18 protein-coding genes are annotated in these 16605 nt (G+C 52.4%); 11 read left to right on the top strand and 7 right to left on the bottom strand.

The annotated features are described in order from the left end of the window. Positions 1–65: 65 nt before the first annotated feature. On the bottom strand, positions 66–500 hold the full coding sequence (gene slyA, locus A6U95_RS22670) for a transcriptional regulator SlyA (RefSeq protein WP_021178082.1): 435 nt from the start codon (positions 498–500) through the stop codon (positions 66–68). Between the two features lie 179 nt (positions 501–679). On the opposite strand from slyA, the gene A6U95_RS30855 reads away from it, so the two are divergent. The 3 genes from A6U95_RS30855 to A6U95_RS22660 are packed head-to-tail and all read left to right on the top strand — an operon-like array spanning position 680 to position 3814. Further along, positions 680–916 (top strand): DUF1656 domain-containing protein, encoded by a 237-nt coding sequence (locus tag A6U95_RS30855; protein WP_024486868.1) that lies wholly within the window; start codon positions 680–682, stop codon positions 914–916. 3 nt (positions 917–919) lie between these two features. Then, positions 920–1783 carry an HlyD family secretion protein gene (locus A6U95_RS22665; RefSeq protein WP_065686120.1) on the top strand — a complete coding sequence of 288 codons (864 nt, stop codon included), beginning with the start codon at positions 920–922 and terminating at the stop codon, positions 1781–1783. Positions 1784–1786: 3 nt separating this feature from the next. After that, positions 1787–3814, top strand: coding sequence for an FUSC family protein (locus A6U95_RS22660; protein WP_065686119.1), 2028 nt, complete (start codon positions 1787–1789; stop codon positions 3812–3814). A 14-nt stretch (positions 3815–3828) separates the two neighbouring features. Here the strand turns inward: A6U95_RS22660 and sodC are convergent, their stop codons facing one another. The 5 genes from sodC to A6U95_RS22635 form a co-directional block, all read right to left on the bottom strand. Then, on the bottom strand, positions 3829–4353 hold the full coding sequence (gene sodC, locus A6U95_RS22655; protein WP_021804545.1) for a superoxide dismutase family protein: 525 nt from the start codon (positions 4351–4353) through the stop codon (positions 3829–3831). A gap of 299 nt (positions 4354–4652) precedes the next feature. Further along, positions 4653–5618: a hypothetical protein gene (locus tag A6U95_RS22650; protein ID WP_241810712.1), complete on the bottom strand. Its 966-nt coding sequence runs from the start codon at positions 5616–5618 to the stop codon at positions 4653–4655. Between the two features lie 230 nt (positions 5619–5848). Further along, positions 5849–6745: an aldo/keto reductase family oxidoreductase gene (locus tag A6U95_RS22645; protein ID WP_065686118.1), complete on the bottom strand. Its 897-nt coding sequence runs from the start codon at positions 6743–6745 to the stop codon at positions 5849–5851. Positions 6746–6853: 108 nt separating this feature from the next. Then, on the bottom strand, positions 6854–7093 hold the full coding sequence (locus A6U95_RS22640) for a DUF1289 domain-containing protein (protein ID WP_065686117.1): 240 nt from the start codon (positions 7091–7093) through the stop codon (positions 6854–6856). Between the two features lie 21 nt (positions 7094–7114). Continuing rightward, positions 7115–8044, bottom strand: coding sequence for a LysR substrate-binding domain-containing protein (locus A6U95_RS22635; RefSeq protein ID WP_065686116.1), 930 nt, complete (start codon positions 8042–8044; stop codon positions 7115–7117). 138 nt (positions 8045–8182) lie between these two features. Here A6U95_RS22635 and A6U95_RS22630 point away from each other — a divergent pair, with 138 nt between their 5' ends. The 6 genes from A6U95_RS22630 (at position 8183) to rnt (ending at position 14082) form a co-directional block, all read left to right on the top strand. After that, positions 8183–8824 carry an NAD(P)-dependent oxidoreductase gene (locus tag A6U95_RS22630; protein WP_065686115.1) on the top strand — a complete coding sequence of 214 codons (642 nt, stop codon included), beginning with the start codon at positions 8183–8185 and terminating at the stop codon, positions 8822–8824. A gap of 122 nt (positions 8825–8946) precedes the next feature. Next, positions 8947–10581 carry a phosphoethanolamine transferase EptA gene (eptA, locus tag A6U95_RS22625; protein WP_065686114.1) on the top strand — a complete coding sequence of 545 codons (1635 nt, stop codon included), beginning with the start codon at positions 8947–8949 and terminating at the stop codon, positions 10579–10581. A 229-nt stretch (positions 10582–10810) separates the two neighbouring features. Continuing rightward, positions 10811–11416: a TetR/AcrR family transcriptional regulator gene (locus tag A6U95_RS22620; protein ID WP_065686113.1), complete on the top strand. Its 606-nt coding sequence runs from the start codon at positions 10811–10813 to the stop codon at positions 11414–11416. Positions 11417–11497: 81 nt separating this feature from the next. Continuing rightward, positions 11498–12595, top strand: coding sequence for an alkene reductase (locus A6U95_RS22615; protein ID WP_065686112.1), 1098 nt, complete (start codon positions 11498–11500; stop codon positions 12593–12595). Between the two features lie 329 nt (positions 12596–12924). Then, complete coding sequence (gloA, locus tag A6U95_RS22610) at positions 12925–13332, top strand: lactoylglutathione lyase (protein ID WP_021178093.1); 408 nt, start codon at positions 12925–12927, stop codon at positions 13330–13332. A gap of 69 nt (positions 13333–13401) precedes the next feature. Beyond that, positions 13402–14082, top strand: a complete 681-nt coding sequence (rnt, locus tag A6U95_RS22605) for a ribonuclease T (RefSeq protein WP_021178094.1) — start codon at positions 13402–13404, stop codon at positions 14080–14082. A gap of 85 nt (positions 14083–14167) precedes the next feature. Here the strand turns inward: rnt and A6U95_RS22600 are convergent, their stop codons facing one another. After that, positions 14168–14515 (bottom strand): Grx4 family monothiol glutaredoxin, encoded by a 348-nt coding sequence (locus tag A6U95_RS22600; RefSeq protein WP_172413932.1) that lies wholly within the window; start codon positions 14513–14515, stop codon positions 14168–14170. Positions 14516–14924: 409 nt separating this feature from the next. On the opposite strand from A6U95_RS22600, the gene A6U95_RS22595 reads away from it, so the two are divergent. Together A6U95_RS22595 and sodB are read left to right on the top strand one after the other, a co-directional pair. Then, on the top strand, positions 14925–15740 hold the full coding sequence (locus A6U95_RS22595; protein WP_065686111.1) for a C40 family peptidase: 816 nt from the start codon (positions 14925–14927) through the stop codon (positions 15738–15740). A gap of 226 nt (positions 15741–15966) precedes the next feature. After that, a complete protein-coding gene (gene sodB, locus A6U95_RS22590; protein WP_021178097.1) occupies positions 15967–16545 on the top strand; it encodes a superoxide dismutase [Fe] in 579 nt (192 codons plus the stop codon). Positions 16546–16605 lie beyond the last annotated feature (60 nt).

The following is a 16605-nucleotide window of genomic DNA, read 5'->3' as shown; positions in this document are numbered from 1 at the left end:
GAGGCCCCTGGGCCTCCGGTTTCTGTTTGTTGCTGTGACTAAGCATAATAAAAAAGGCGCTGGATTTATTGTTTTTCTTGCAGTTCGATGATGTTCTGTTCCAGCTTGCTAATCAAACCAACTAAAAGTCTTACTTCTTCTGCCGAGATACCGCTGAGAATTTCGCCTCTGGTCGACGTGATCACACTATCCACTTCACGAATAATCGGCTCTGCCGCCTCGGTCAATTTGATGCGCTTGGCACGTCGATCGTTAGCGCAGGTGTGGCGGGTGATCAACCCTTTTTCTTCCAGCTGATCCAAGGTACGGACCAATGAAGGCTGCTCAATACCGATCGCTTTTGCCAATTGGATTTGCGACTGTTCAGGCGGTAATCGATTGATATTGTGCAATGTCACCCAATGCGTTTGTGTAAGCTCCAACGGCTTTAGCCGATGATCGATCAGCGCACGCCAAACACGAACTAATCGTGCTAAATCTGAACCTAACGTTGATTCCACTTCCCCCTCCTTATAGTTAGCATGCTAACATTACTCCCCAAAGTGTAGCCCATTTTGGTTAATTAACATTAAAAACACAAATGTATATAATCCAAATCGCAAAAATAGACACATTTTTATCGGTAATTGGTTATCCTCTATGCAAACATCCTTCATATTCACTCATCGGGATTGCTAACGTGAATACGACTTGGCTCCATACTGCGTCACCATTGCCCGATCTGGTGCTGGGTGCATCGCTTTATTTCCCCCCTCTATTTAAAGCTTTCTTACTTGGTTTAGTCTTCTGGCTGCTGGTGCATCATTTGCTACGCGACTGGATGTACTCCGGTGATATTTGGCACCCTATGCTGATGGATCTGTCCATCTTCGTCATTACCGTCAGCGGTTCCCTGTGGCTCCTAGCGAGTTGGTAGCTCATGAAGCATAAGACATTAAAGTATTTTTCGACGGTTATAGTTTGCGCCATCGCGCTTTGTGCCGGCTGGTGGTTATGGAATTACTACATGCAATCCCCTTGGACACGTGACGGTAAGGTGCGGGCTGAGCTCGTCAATATTACCCCGGAAGTCTCTGGCAGATTAGAGAAGATACTCGTTCATGATAACCAGTTCGTTACTGCGGGAAGCCTGATTTTCAACATTGATCCCGTGCCTTACCAAATTGCGTTGGACAATGCCGAGGCGGCGCTGGCCAAAGCGCAGGCAGATATGGCCAAGGCCGATCATGAAGCAGCCCGCCGCCGCAGCCTGCCCCGTAACGTCATTTCCTCTGAAGATCTGGATGAGTCCAACCTGGCCGCCGCCTCCATGAAAGCCTCGTATAAGGCGGCGCAGGCCAATCTCGAACAGGCCAAATGGAACCTCAGTAAAACGCGGATCTATGCCCCAACCGACGGTTACATCACCAACTTGCAGGCCCGCGTCGGCAACTACGCCACCGCAGGAACGCCGTTGGTGGCGCTGGTAGACACCCATTCGTTCTATGTGCTCGGTTATTTCGAAGAGACCAAGCTCAGGCATATCAGAGAGGGCCGCAAGGCAGATATCGTGTTGTATAACGGCAATATTCGGCTGCAAGGGGTGGTCGAAAGCATTGGCCGGGCCATTTACGACCAAAGCGCCGACAGCAGCAGTGATTTGCTGATGGATGTGAAACCCAACGTGCCTTGGGTACGCCTGGCACAACGGGTGCCGGTGCGCATCAAGCTGATCGATATTCCGGCCGACCTGACTCTGGTAGCCGGTACCACCTGCACCATTTCAATTCATCAGCAGGACTAATGTGTGAACCTGCCCTTTCTTGAATGGAAGCGCTCGCCCTGGGGTAAAGCCACCGCAGGGCAGTGGCGCTATGCGTTACGCAACACCCTGGCAATGTGCCTGGCGCTATGGGTCGCCTTCGTTTTACAGTTGGACGAGCCCTATTGGGCACTGACCTCCGCCGCCGTCGTCAGCTTCCCGACGGTTGGCGGCGTGATCAGCAAGAGCATTGGCCGCATTTTTGGCAGCCTGCTTGGCGCCATGGCGTCACTGCTGATTGCCGGTTGCCTGAACGATCCCTGGTTGTTCACCCTATCGATTGCCAGTTGGTTGGGGCTGTGCACCTACATTTCCAACCACTACCAGAACAATGTCTCCTACGCCTTCGCCCTGGCGGGTTATACCGCCGCGATCATCGTGTTTGGCACAGTGAATATTACCGACACCCAGCAAATTTTTGATATCACCCAGGCACGCGTCTGTGAGGTGATCACCGGTATCCTGTGCGGCGGCTTGATGATGATGATCCTGCCAAGCACCTCGGATGGCGAAACTCTGCTGGTATCGCTACGTCGCATGCACTTACGCCTGCTGGAACACGCCGCCATGTTGTGGCAACCGGAAATCAGCCTGCGGATGCGTACCTCCCACGAGGGCGTTATCGGCCAAATCCTCACCATGAACCTGCTGCGTATTCAGGCCTTCTGGAGCCATTACCGGCTGCGCCGGCAAAACAATATCCTCAACTACATGCTGCACCAGCAATTGCGCATCACCAGCGTCATCTCCAGCCTGCGCCGCATGTTGTTAAACTGGCCTGACCGCCCGGAGAATCTGGCGGTGGTGTTGGAGCAGTTGTTGAATGAATTACGTGACCCCACCACAGATAAATACCGGCTAGCGCATATTCTGGCCGCCATCGCCCCTCAGGAACCGGCCGATTATCGCCATCGGGCCTTCTTCCTGCGCCTGCGCCACTTTTGCTGGATCTATCTACGCTGTACCCGCTGGCTACAACGGCTGGAAAGCGCTACCCAGGTCAGCGATATCGAACCGCCACGGGTTACCTCGCTAGCGCGTCATACCGACAGCGTTGAGGCCGCCTACAACGGGCTTCGCACCTTCTTGTGCATCCTGATTGGTTGCGCTTATTGGATCACTACCCAGTGGGACTCTGGTAGCTCTGCGCTGACGTTGATTGCCATCAGTTGCGTGCTCTATTCCTCTACGCCTTCGCCGATCAAATCCATCACCACCTTACTGAAGGCCGTTTCCCTGCTGTTTGCCTTCTGCTTTGTGATGAAGTTTGGCCTGATGATCCAGATCGACGACTTTTGGGTGTTCTGCGCCTTCCTGTTCCCGACCCTGGTCACGATGCAGATGATGAAACTGCAAAATCCCCCCTATGCCCCACTATGGGGTCAGTTGATCGTGTTTATGGGATCGTTTCTCGCCGTGACCAACCCGCCGAGCTACGATTATCAGGGCTATATCAATGACAGTCTCGCCAAGATTGCCGGCGTACTGTTGGCCGGATTGGCGTTCCAAATCCTGAGGCCGAGTTCGGACAAACGCAAAAGCCGACGGATTATCCGCGCATTACGCCGTGACTTTATCGATCAGTTGAGTAAGAAACCGCAGCAAAGCGAAAGCCAGTTTGAGTCGCGTATCTATCACCGCATCAGTCAACTGAATCAAAGCCTGGATCAAGAGGCTCGCACCTGGCTATTGCGTTGGGGAGTCGTGCTGCTGAACTGCAGCCACGTGGTCTGGCAACTGCGTGATTGGCAAACCCGTTCAGATCCGCTGGCCGCCGTGCGCGACGTCTGTATTCATTGTTTGAAGGGAGTCATGACTGAGAAAGGGGTGCAACATGCGTCGTTAGACGCCACCTTGCAGGAGTTGCAGCGTATGAGTAACGCGCTTGCCCAGCATCCAGAACAGGCAGCACGTGATTTGGCAGGCTTGATTTGGCGGCTGTACTGCTCACTGCAGCAGTTACAGCAGGCGATCATTCCACCGGAAGCGGTAACAGCGCCCACGCCAGGCTGACGCGGGCGGCTGATTTATTTGATTACGCCACAGGCGAAGCGATCACCACCACCACCCAGAGGTTTGGGTTGATCGGAGTGGTTATCCCCCCCGGCGTGTACCATCAGCGCCTTGCCTTCGATTTCGCTGATTTTCTTCAAGCGCGGAGCCAGGACCTGGGTGTCAGCCATACCGTCCGCCGTGACATAGATTGCTGGCAAATCGCCTAAATGCCCGTTGGCATCATAAGGCCCGAGATGCTTGCCGGTTTTCTCAGGATCAAAGTGGCCACCCGCAGCCAGTGCGGCTACCGCCTTGCCTTCTTTCATACCCGGCTCACAGCTGCCTTTCTCATGCACGTGAAAACCGTGCACACCCGCAGGCAAAGCTTTCAGTTGTGGGGTGAACAACAGGCCGTAAGGCGTTTCGCTAATTGTGATTTTACCAATGTCCTGACCAATTCCCTGGCCGGTCACCAGATTCATTTCGACATCAACCGTTGCCGCCTGCGCAACGCCACAGGCCATCAACCCCAATGCCGCACACCAATAACGTTTCATCACTCAATCTCCATGCGATAAGTGTAACTGAGTTCGCAGTATAGAACGTATGTGGAATTAATCAATTCACTTACATTCGAGTTATTATCACGATTTTTTAACTCCTGTTGCGATTATAAAAAATCACATTACACAACCGAGGTAGAAAATTTATCAGAAAGCATACCTTTGCAAATGAAGGCACTCATTAAGGAATGTATAGAGAGTGGCCGAGATCCTTCTCGGTCACTTTAATTCCCCTATTGCACTGAGATATACTTAACATATGGAAACATGGTTCACCAATAGAGATACCACATTCAGTCCAAATCCAGAACCGTAGAGTTAGCCATATAAGACAACAGCGACGTTGATTTCAAATAAACCTTTCTTTTCTCTGTAACATCCCTATCAAATCTCCAATTCATGATGTAAATAATCGGAGCATTAGGATACTGCCTAATAAAATTACGGTATAATTTAATTTGAGCAGAAAGTTTTTCATCATTTAAACCCAGTGATGCGGTTGACGGTGGTACCAATACCCACTTAGGGCTCTCTTTGTTGGCCAATGGTGCAACTCGATTATAAGTCTCCCACATATCAGGTACAGACCAATTGTAATTATCGACACCAATCCAATCAGGCGTACTTTTATCCACTGCTGGACACGCCGTTGTTGGCGCACCATTCTGAATCTCATTTAGGTAGGCTTGAATCTGTGTGTGGCGATAAGAGAGCACAGTATAAATTGGGATGGAAATCCCATGATTTTTCATAGCTTGCCTCAAAGTACAAACATAGCTAGCATATTGATAGGCATCATAAACCTTGTTAGTCTGCAATGCAGGCACATCAAACGGCTCGTCAATAAAATAAATAGCTGAGGGTCTATTTGATGCATTAGCAATATCCTGGGTTATTTTCCAAATATTCACCCATGAACCAACTGCCTGGCAGGCATTATTACTTGCCGCGCCAGGGCAAATATCTACAAATGGAGAGCCAACCGATGAGCCAGATCCAGCTTGAATATTTAGAGCGCATTTCCCATCATTACAAACTGGCAAACTTAGACTTTTAATTGAGTGGACAACATTAAGATTGGTTTCACTGAACCCGGAGTTGTTAATTGCATTAAGAGCATCTGCAGCATTAAAGGCAGGGTTACTATATTGATAATAGTCCAACCAATCATAACCATAATATTTTATTTTAGCATTCGCTATTGTCGAATGCATGAGGCAACTCATTAATAAAGTTAAAGCAAGAGCTACATTTTTCATATTTCCTCCTAAGGAAAGAATGGGATTTGATCGCATTCTGGACACGACAGGATAATTTTATAATTTTATTAACGGAGGGGCTTGCTGTCCATGTTGTGTCATTGTTGAGTAAACAATTAAGCAATTTTATAACCAGGAGGATATTTTAATTGTATAAAAATATTCGAAAGGTCTTTACCTCGATCAAGATGCCCACCCCATCGATGGGCATCTGTTTGTTCACAAAATCCTTAAGGTACGTCGTAACCCAGTGCTGCTTTACGAATGCGGAACCACTGCTGGCGGCTCAAGGTCAGCTCTTGCGCCTTCAGGGCCGAACGTACGCGCTCGATCTTGCCGGAGCCGATAATTGGCAACGGTGACGAAGGCAGACGCATCACCCAGGCATACACCACCTGTTCAATGGTTTCGGCACCAATCTCTTGCGCCACCGTTTGCAGTTCATCGCGTAACGGCTGGAACTCAGCATCGCTGAACAACCGCCCGCCGCCCAGACAAGACCAGGCCATCGGTTTGATACGCAGCTGCTGGCATTGATCCAAAGTGCCGTCGAGGATCGCAGGCTGATAGATCGGGGAAATCTCGACCTGGTTGGTCACCAGCGAGAACGGCAGACGCGACTGCAATAAGGAAAACTGTGTTGGCGTAAAGTTCGAAACGCCGAAATGGCGCACCTTGCCGCTTTTATGCAGCGCTACAAAGGCTTCAGCTACCTCATCGGCTTCCATCAACGGATCTGGACGATGGATCAACAATAAATCCAGGTAGTCCGTATGCAAGTACGATAATGACTGCTCTGCGCTATGCACAATGTGCTCGCGATCGGTGATGTAATGCCCGATCGGGTTACCCGGCTTGGCGGTGGTAGCGATGCCGCACTTCGACACCAGTTCCATCCCCTGGCGCACCGAGGGCTGCAACTTGATCGCCTCACCAAAGGCCTGTTCACAGGCATAACCACCATAAATATCCGCATGGTCCGCCGTGGTCACCCCCAGCTCAACGTGTTGCTTGATAAACGTCAGCAACTGCTGCGGTGACATGCCCCACTCCATCAAGCGCCAGTAGCCGCAAATCATGCGTGAGAACTCAGGCCCAAGTGGTGCCAGCTTAATACGATTCAGCATTGTTAAACCTCATGACAATAGTTAACGCCAGCATACACAAGCGCCCAAGCCGTAGGAAACGCAAAAGTGGCCTTAACGTGCGGCGGATCGAAAAAATGAGCAATAAAGTTAAAACAGTGAGGGCTGCTCTGGCGGGATCTCTTCTGGCTGTTTGGCGGTACGCAGTGAGCGCAGGTAACGCTGGCGACACAGGCGCAGAACGTCCTTTTTCTGGACATCGTTCATTTGCATCCAGCCAAAGCGCTCCTCGCGGCTGCGTAGGCAACCACGACAATAGCCGCGCTCATCGGCCTGGCAAATACCACGGCACGGGCTTGGGATGTCAAAGAACTCGAGTTGCTGCGCCACACGTCCTCCTGCGTTGTCATGCTAATTGAAGACGTCATCGGTGCCATTGGCAAGTGGCTTTTCCCCATGACGGCGAAAATATTCTCGCAAATAGTGCAGCGCCTGGCGCGTTTTCTCTGGCAGAACCCGCTCAAGAGTCAACGCATGCAGCCGATATGGCGCTGGCCGCCACTGCGGTAACAGGGCAATTAATTCCCCCCGGCGCAGTTCATCACCAATTTCATACAGCGGTTGGCCGGAAATCCCCAAGCCATTGCGGGTAAAGGCCCGGATCACGTTCATACTACCGCTGACAACCTGCCCCGCCGCCAGGCGTAGTTTGAATGTTTCGCCCGCATGGTGATGCAAATCGAGATGCAGCCCGTGACCACTGCCGGTGATCCAGCGGTGTTGCACCAGCTCCTGGGGCGTTTCTGGTACGCCATGCTGGCTAAGATAGCGCGGCGCGGCGCAGAGCACCATGGGCCAGGCGGTCAGCGGGTGAGCAATCAGGTTGGTATCTGCCAGTTGCAGATTTACGCGCAGCGAGATATCTACCCGCTGCTCGATCATATCCACCACCTGGTCATCAGCCAGAATACGCAGCGTCAGTTTTGGGTGTGCCAGCAGCAAGGGAGCCAAGGCCTCCGCCAAGGGGCCGCTACCGATCCCGACGGTGGTGGCAATGCGTAGTTCGCCCACCAGCGTATCCCGCAGCTCCGCCAGCCGCTGCTCCGCGCGCTGTGCTTCCTGCAACATGGCTTCGCAACCTGGGTAAAAGGCTTCCCCCGCATCGGTCAGAGCCAGGCGGCGAGTCGAGCGGTGCAATAACGCCACGCCCAACGACTTTTCTAACGACCTCATATGCTGGCTGACCGCAGAGGGCGTCATCTCTAGTCGACGGGCCGCCGCAACAAAGGAGCCCTCGGCCACCACGGTGGCGAATACCGCCATTCGATTCAGTTTATCCATGATTATGAAGTTTTACTTAATCAAGAAAGCATAAATATGGCACTAATCAGCCGCATTGTTAAGGCTTATAGTATTTCTACTGCGCCGCCACTGAGTGGTACGGCAACCCGCTAAAAAACATTTCACAGGAGAGACCTCATGAAAGTCGCCATTATTGGAGCAACCGGTTTTGTTGGCCGCCGCGTAGTCGATGAAGCTTTGGCCCGCGGCCTGCAAGTGACTGCCATCGCCCGTCAGAAAAAAGATCTGCCGGATAATGCCAATCTCGCCGTCGCCCTAGGTGACGTGGCCGACGGCCCGTGGTTGGCAAAACAGTTAGTTGGCCATGATGTCGTGATCAGCGCCTATAACCCAGGTTGGGCGGAAGCGGACCTGTATGAGAAAACCGCTAAAGGTGCCCAACAAATCCTGGCGGCGGTAAAACAATCCGCGGTTAAACGTCTGCTGTACGTTGGCGGTGCCGGTAGCCTGGAAGTGGCTCCAGGAGTTGAGCTGGTTGATACCCCGCAGTTCCCGGAAAAAATTCGTCCAGGGGCCCAGGCGGTACGGGATTTACGTAATGCGTTGAAAAAAGAAACCCAGTTGGATTGGACCTACCTTTCTCCTGCCGCGTTGCTGGAACCCGGCAAGCGTACCGGCCAGTTCCGTTTGGGCACGACGCAATTGCTGATGAAGGGTGACGCGCCGGCCAATATTTCGGTAGAAGACCTCGCGGTTGCCATTATCGACGAAGTTGAAAAACCGCAGTTCATCAAGGCACAGTTTACCGCTGCCTATTGATCGTCCGCCAGCGGCTGTAATCGTTGCAGCTGCTGTCCTGCCGCTTGTTACGTCTAAGGTTATCTTAAGTTTCATCTGGTAAATTTCGGCGCATTACACCATGGCAGGATCCAGATTTCGCAATGCGCTTACGTCAATCATTACAATGCAACAGCTTGGGTTTTATCCTGGCTTGCGCCCTATTCTTCACGGTTTTCCAGAACCTGCTATTTATTCACCAGGCCTGGTCATATATCACCTTTGATAGCGTACATAGCATCATTTTTGCGGCGACTATGCCGGTGGTTATTTTCTGTGCCCTGAATATTATCTTCAGCGTATTAACCATTCCGTTCCTGCGTAAACCCCTGGTTATTCTGTTGCTGCTCGGTAGCGCGGCGGCCAACTATTTTATGTTCAGCTACGGCGTGGTGATTGATGGCAATATGATGCAGAACGCCTTCGAGACCAACCCGCAGGAAGCGACGGCGTTGCTCACCCCCCGTATGGGGCTATGGCTGCTATTGCTGGGCATCTTGCCTGCCGTTTTCGTGTGCTTTGTACGCATCAATAAAACCCGCCCTTGGTGGTATATGATTGGCCTGCGCGCGGCCAATGTGATGCTTTCCGTGGTGGTGATCCTGTTGGTTGCGGCGTTATTCTACAAAGATTACGCCTCGCTGATCCGCAACAATAAAAGCGTGGTGAAAATGCTCACCCCAAGCAATTTTGTGGCCGGCACCATCAAGTACGCTCAACACCGCTATTTCCACCAAAATCTGCCGCTGGTCAAGATTGGTGAAGATGCCCATTTAGGCCCGGTGATTAGCAGCCAGGCCAAGAAGACCCTGGTGATACTGGTGGTCGGCGAAACTGCGCGGGCAGAGAATTTTTCGCTAGGTGGTTACTCGCGCGAGACCAATCCCCGCTTAAAGCATGCCGATGTAGTTTATTTCAAAAATGCCAGTTCCTGCGGTACCGAAACGGCTATCTCCGTGCCCTGCATGTTCTCCAACATGCCACGCGGCGATTACGACGCCACCTTGGCCGCACACCAGGAAGGCATGCTGGACGTGATGGCACATGCCGGAGTCAACCTGCTGTGGCGCGAAAATGACGGCGGTTGTAAGGGGGCCTGCGATCGTATCCCACATATCGACATGACCAAGCTGAAGCTTTCACAGTATTGCGATGGCGATGTCTGCATGGATAACGTGCTGCTGCACAAACTGGACGATTATATCAACGGCCTGCAAGGGGACAGTGTGATCGTACTGCATCAGATGGGGAGCCACGGCCCGGCCTACTATCGCCGCAGTACGCCAGAACTACGTCAGTTCTCACCGACCTGTGACAGCAACCAGATCCAGGACTGTTCCCACGAGCAACTGGTGAATACCTACGACAATTCGCTACTGTACACCGACGCCATGCTGGACAGCACCATCAAGCTGTTGCAGCAATACAGCGGCAAATTCAATACGGCGATGGTCTATCTTTCCGATCACGGTGAATCGCTCGGGGAAAATGGTATGTACCTGCACGGTACGCCTTATATGTTCGCGCCCTCTCAGCAGACCCACGTGCCTTTTCTGATGTGGATGTCGGCCGATTATGAACGCAATTTCGGCATTAACCGCCAATGCCTGCAATCCTTGGCGGAGAACGATAAGGTTTCACAGGATAATCTGTTCCACACTCTGTTGGGCATGTTAAACGTGCAGACACGGCAATATCAGCCCAACCTGGATATTCTGCAGCGCTGTCGCAAGGCTTAACCTTAGCCGCTCCCTCTGGCACAATAGTTCTAAACGAACACCGCATGCGGCTAGACAAGCCGCTTTTCGGGCGCGGCATGCGGCGCCCCTACGGTGTTATGGAGCATGCAGCACCGCTACAGAGTGTAAGTTTGGCTGAAATGTTTACCTTCTGAGCCGGAATTTTTTCCCGGTTTTTTTTATCTGCGACTTGACCTAGACCAATCGGTCTATTATTCTCATTTTCATTATGACAAAACAGACGAATTGCAACGGGGATACCCGAGAACATCTGCTCGCTACCGGCGAAACGCTCAGCCTGCGCCTTGGTTTTACCGGCATGGGCCTCAGTGAGTTGCTCGCTACCGCTGGCGTGCCCAAAGGGTCGTTCTATCACTATTTTCGCTCGAAGGAAGCTTTTGGCGAAGCGATGTTGCAACGCTATTTTGCCCATTATGACGCTCAAATGCAGGCGCTGTTTGCCGACTCTCGTAGCGATGCGCGTAATCAGTTATTAAGTTATTACGCCCAGGCCATCAGCTTCCACTGCCGTAGTGAGTGCCATAACGCTTGCCTGGCAGTGAAACTCTCCGCAGAGGTCAGCGATCTTTCTGAACCTATGCGCCATGCGTTGGAAGCGGGCACCAGCCGCGTGATCGGTCATCTGCAAGACGCGATCGAACGCGGCATCCGTGAAGGTTCACTGGCTATCACCATGAGCCCGGCGGCCGCGGCAGAAACGCTGTACTCGTTGTGGTTGGGCGCATCGTTGCGGGCTAAAATCCGCCACTCGGTCGCTCCACTGACCTGTGCGCTGGAAAGTATCGAGTTGCTGTTGCGCCCAGCGCAGCCATAAACCCCCTTTTTTACCCGAAAGACATGTTAGCGATACTGTTTATCATCACTAGTCGACTGGTCTAATACTATAGGATGCACTATGAAGATTGAAAAATTGTTCTCTCCGCTCAAAGTTGGCCACACCACCCTCCCTAACCGTGTGTTCATGGCTCCGCTGACTCGTCTGCGCAGCATCGAGCCAGGTGACATCCCAACGCCGTTGATGGCGGAATACTATGCGCAGCGTGCCAGCGCAGGCCTGCTGATCACCGAAGCCACCCAGATTTCTTTCCAGGCGAAAGGTTATGCCGGGGCTCCCGGTCTGCATACCCCAGAACAAATCGCCGCGTGGAAAAAAATCACCCAGGCGGTACATGACAAACAGGGTCATATCGCTGTGCAGTTGTGGCACGTAGGGCGTATCTCCCACTCCAGCTTGCAGCCGGGCCAGCAGGCACCCGTCGCGCCTTCAGCGATCAATGCCGAAACCCGCACCACAGTGCGTGATGAAACCGGTGCCTGGGTTCGTGTACCAACCTCTACCCCACGTGCGTTGGAAACCGACGAAATCCCGGGGATCGTCAACGATTTCCGCCAGGCTGCTGCCAACTCGCGTGAAGCCGGTTTTGACTACATTGAATTGCACGCCGCGCACGGTTACCTGCTGCACCAGTTCATGTCTCCGGCATCCAACCAACGTACCGACCAATACGGTGGCAGCATTGAAAACCGTACCCGTCTGACGCTGGAAGTGGTCGATGCCAGCATTGCCGAAATCGGTGCCGATCGCGTTGGTATCCGTATCTCACCGTTGGGCCCGTTCAATGGCCTGGACAACGGCGAAGATCAGGAAGAAGCGGCGCTGTATTTGATCGAAGAGCTGAACAAGCGTGGTATCGCCTACCTGCATATTTCAGAGCCGGATTGGGCCGGTGGCAAGCCTTACTCAACCGCGTTCCGCGATGCAGTGAGAGCACATTTCCAAGGCGTGATTATTGGCGCAGGTGCCTACACGGCGGAGAAGGCAGAAGAGTTGATCGCCCAAGGCTTTATTGATGCAGTCGCCTTTGGCCGCAGCTATATCGCCAACCCAGATCTAGTGGAGCGCTTTAAACAACAGGCCCCACTCAACGAGCAGCGTGCCGATTTCTTCTACGGCGGCGGTGCCGAGGGTTATACCGATTACCCAACTCTGTAAGTGAATTAAATTGACTTTGCACTCAGCAAATTAGGTGCGCTAAATACCGCGACACCTCAGGCTGAGGTGGGTGGGAGCCATACAGGTTAGCCGACCGTTGAGCGCATGGACGCGCGATACGAGCCTCCATGGATGGGTCCACGGCGTGTCGGCGTTCTGCCTGGCTCCCGCCTGCCGCACTATTATCCGCCGTCATTTTTATTTGTGACAACGTCACCTATACCATCACCTACCACATGCGTTGAATTGCCTTATGCGACAAGGCTATACTGTCTGACGCTGTTCAAGTCATCTGCCGTCAGCCGCGGCATATCCAATCAGAGGAAATTATGCGCTTACTCCATACCATGCTCCGTGTCGGCGATCTGCAACGCTCCATCGACTTCTATACCAAGGTATTAGGCATGCGCTTACTGCGTACCAGCGAAAACACCGAGTACAAATACTCGCTGGCCTTCGTGGGTTATAGCGATGAAAGCGAAGGCTCGGTCATCGAACTGACCTATAACTGGGGCGTCGACAGCTACGACATGGGCTCCGCCTTTGGTCATCTGGCGCTGGGCGTCGATGATGTAGCCGCTACCTGCGACAACATCCGTCAGGCCGGTGGCAAAGTCACCCGCGAAGCCGGCCCAGTCAAGGGCGGTACCACCGTGATTGCCTTCGTCGAAGATCCGGACGGCTACAAGATTGAACTGATCGAGAACAAGCACGCAGGTCACGGCCTCGGTAACTGAGGTTTCTCCAGGGCGCACCCTGCGCCCTGCTTTCTATCTCCGCTGCACCAAGACAAGAAATTTGTCATAATGCGCGCTGAATTCGCTAAAGATAAGAAACTGATGGCCGAAAAAAGTGATCTTAACGCCCTGAGTGGCCGTTTCCGTGGGTTTTATCCCGTTGTTATTGATGTGGAAACCGCCGGGTTTCATGCTCAGACCGATGCGCTGCTAGAGATTGCCGCCGTCACGCTGAAAATGGATGAAAATGGTTGGTTGCAGCAGGATGAAACGCTGCATTTTCATGTAGAGCCGTTTGAAGGGGCGAACCTGCAACCGGAAGCGCTGGCCTTTAACGGTATCGATCCACATAACCCACTGCGTGGCGCAGTGAGTGAATATGATGCGCTGCATGCGATTTTCAAAGCCGTGCGTAAAGGCATTAAGGATCAGGGCTGTAACCGGGCAATCATCGTGGCGCATAATGCCAACTTTGATCACAGTTTCCTGATGGCCGCCGCCGAGCGCGCCAGCCTGAAGCGCAACCCGTTCCACCCGTTCGCCACCTTTGATACCGCAGCGCTTAGTGGGCTGGTATTGGGGCAGACGGTGCTGGCCAAAGCCTGTATTGCCGCTGGCATGCCGTTTGACAGCAGCCAGGCGCACTCAGCACTTTATGATACCCAGCAAACCGCCCAGCTGTTCTGTGAACTGGTCAACCGCTGGAAACGTCTCGGTGGCTGGCCGATTGCCAACGTTGAATCGCAATAGCTTGCAGGCAAACTGACAGACATAAAAAAAATCGGGCGGCACTGTTAAAGGTGCCGCCCGATTTTATTTGGAAAACCCTGTGCCATTAAGGCTGCTGGTCTTCCTGATCTTTATACTTCTCTGCCGTTTCTTTGATCAACGGCTGCAGTTCACCACGCTGGTACATCTCGATGATGATATCGCAGCCGCCAACCAGTTCGCCATCGACCCACAGCTGCGGGAAGGTTGGCCAGTTGGCGTACTTTGGCAGCTCGGCGCGGATGTCCGGGTTTTGCAGAATATCAACATAGGCAAAACGTTCGCCACAGGCTGAAAGCGCCTGCACGGCCTGAGCGGAGAAACCGCAGCTTGGCAATTTCGGTGAGCCTTTCATATACAGCAGGATCGGGTTGGCAGAAATTTGCTGCTGAATTTTTTCAATCGTCGTCATTATTGCTTCCTCAAGCCACATCATGGCTACAACATGCATCACACTGGCTATTGTAGCGGCAGGACCGGTGCCAAAAAACGCCATCTTTTGCAGGGACATTCTCTGATTGCCTCAGCAAAAGCGGCGGTCACAACGAACCGGTTAAAACATGGCCCCAGAATAACATTTTTAATCGGGACGTTTCACTATTATATTTGCGCTGCTCAATCCCGGAGAGCAATAAGCCAACCACATGATCTTTGTCGTTTTTTTAGGCACCAGGCGTTTGATTTTGCAACAATAAAAATGCCATTAACGTTTTCTCACAATATGGATTAGTATTTATGAGATCCACGCTGTTTTATAGGGTGAATTTCGGGAATACTGTGACTCATTCGATTTCTGTTTCGGAGCCAAGGTTGGTAACGTCGATATGCGGTTAATTATTACACTTTTTGTGCTGCTATTTACGCAGCTCTTCTTCAATTTGGCGCACGCTGCGCCACAGGCACGTGTTTCTGCCGAGCAGCGCAAGAGTCACGTTAATGAAGCACGGCCAGACGACCGCAAGAAAAAGAAAGCGGAGAAAGCCAATAAAAAAGTGAAGGCAGCCACCCCTCCGAAAACGCTAAAAACCAAACCAGCAACCTTAAAGACCGCCAAAAAAACCACCAGCGTTAAAACCAAAAGCCAGGCAACCAAAACGGCCAAGCTCAAAGTGACTCCGCCTAAAAAAGGCTATAAAAAAGGCTATGGTCGCCATCGTGAAGAAGGCAAAGCTACGGCAAAACTGGCAGGCCGCGAAAAACCGTTGAAACTTTCCGCCGCCCATAAAAAACGTTATCAGCACGCCAAGCAAACCGCCATGGCCAAGCTGATGGGGCAAATGGGTAAACCCTACCGCTGGGGTGGATCTTCACCTGGTACAGGATTCGACTGCAGCGGGCTGATTTATTACGCGTACAAAGACGTCGTGAAAATCAAAATGCCGCGTACCGCCAACGAAATGTACCACCTGCGTGATGCAGCGCCGATCAAACGTAATGAGCTGGAGAAAGGCGATCTGGTGTTCTTCCGCATCAACAACCGTGGCACCGCCGATCACGTTGGCGTCTATCTTGGTAACGGTAAGTTCATCCAGTCACCGCGCACCGGTGAAGAAATTCGCATCAGTCAGTTGGATAACGACTATTGGCAGAACCATTACATTGGCGCCCGCCGCGTAGTGACCCCGACCACCATTCGTTGACCTAGCACGGCTGAGCCAGCTGCTCAGCCGTGCCTTACTCCCCCAAAAATCAAAAACCGCTGCGACTTTAATCAATCAGCCACTTGGCACACTTTGGATGTTCTTTTCGCTCGGAAAGTTGTTAAGATTAATAACCATAACAAAAGTGGTGCAATTGCGTTTTTTCGCCCTCGGCCCCACGGCCCAAAGCGTCGGAGAGGCGTATTGTCTATAAAAGGAGAAAGCAATGTCGTTTGAATTACCTGCATTACCGTATGAGAAAAACGCTCTCGAACCGCACATTTCCGCAGAAACGCTGGAATACCACTATGGCAAGCACCATAACACCTATGTGGTTAACCTGAACAATCTGGTGAAAGGCAGCGAGTTCGAAGGCAAATCCCTGGTCGAGATCGTCAAGACCTCCACCGGCGGCGTGTTCAACAACGCCGCTCAGGTCTGGAACCACACCTTCTATTGGCACTGCTTATCACCGCAAGGTGGTGGCGAGCCAACGGGCGCAGTGGCAGAGGCCATCAATAAGTCATTCGGCTCCTTCGCCGCCTTTAAAGAGCAGTTCACCGATGCCGCCGTGAAAAACTTCGGCGCGGGCTGGACCTGGCTGGTGAAAAAAGCGGACGGTAGTCTGGCGATCGTCAGCACCTCGAATGCGGCAACCCCGCTGACCGGCGCAGACGTTCCGCTATTGACCGTTGACGTGTGGGAACATGCTTACTATATCGACTACCGCAATGCGCGGCCAAAGTACCTGGAAAACTTCTGGGCGTTGGTGAACTGGGCGTTCGTGGCAGAAAACCTGGCTTAACGGCGGGTGGCTAGCTAATAATAAGGCGCAGCATCAAGCTGCGCCTTTGTTTTTCTGCTG

This window comes from Serratia sp. 14-2641 (assembly GCF_001692375.1).
Taxonomy (GTDB): domain Bacteria; phylum Pseudomonadota; class Gammaproteobacteria; order Enterobacterales; family Enterobacteriaceae; genus Chania; species Chania fonticola_C.
Note: the sequence above shows the minus strand (reverse complement) of the source record. Positions and strands in the feature narration are given on the sequence as shown.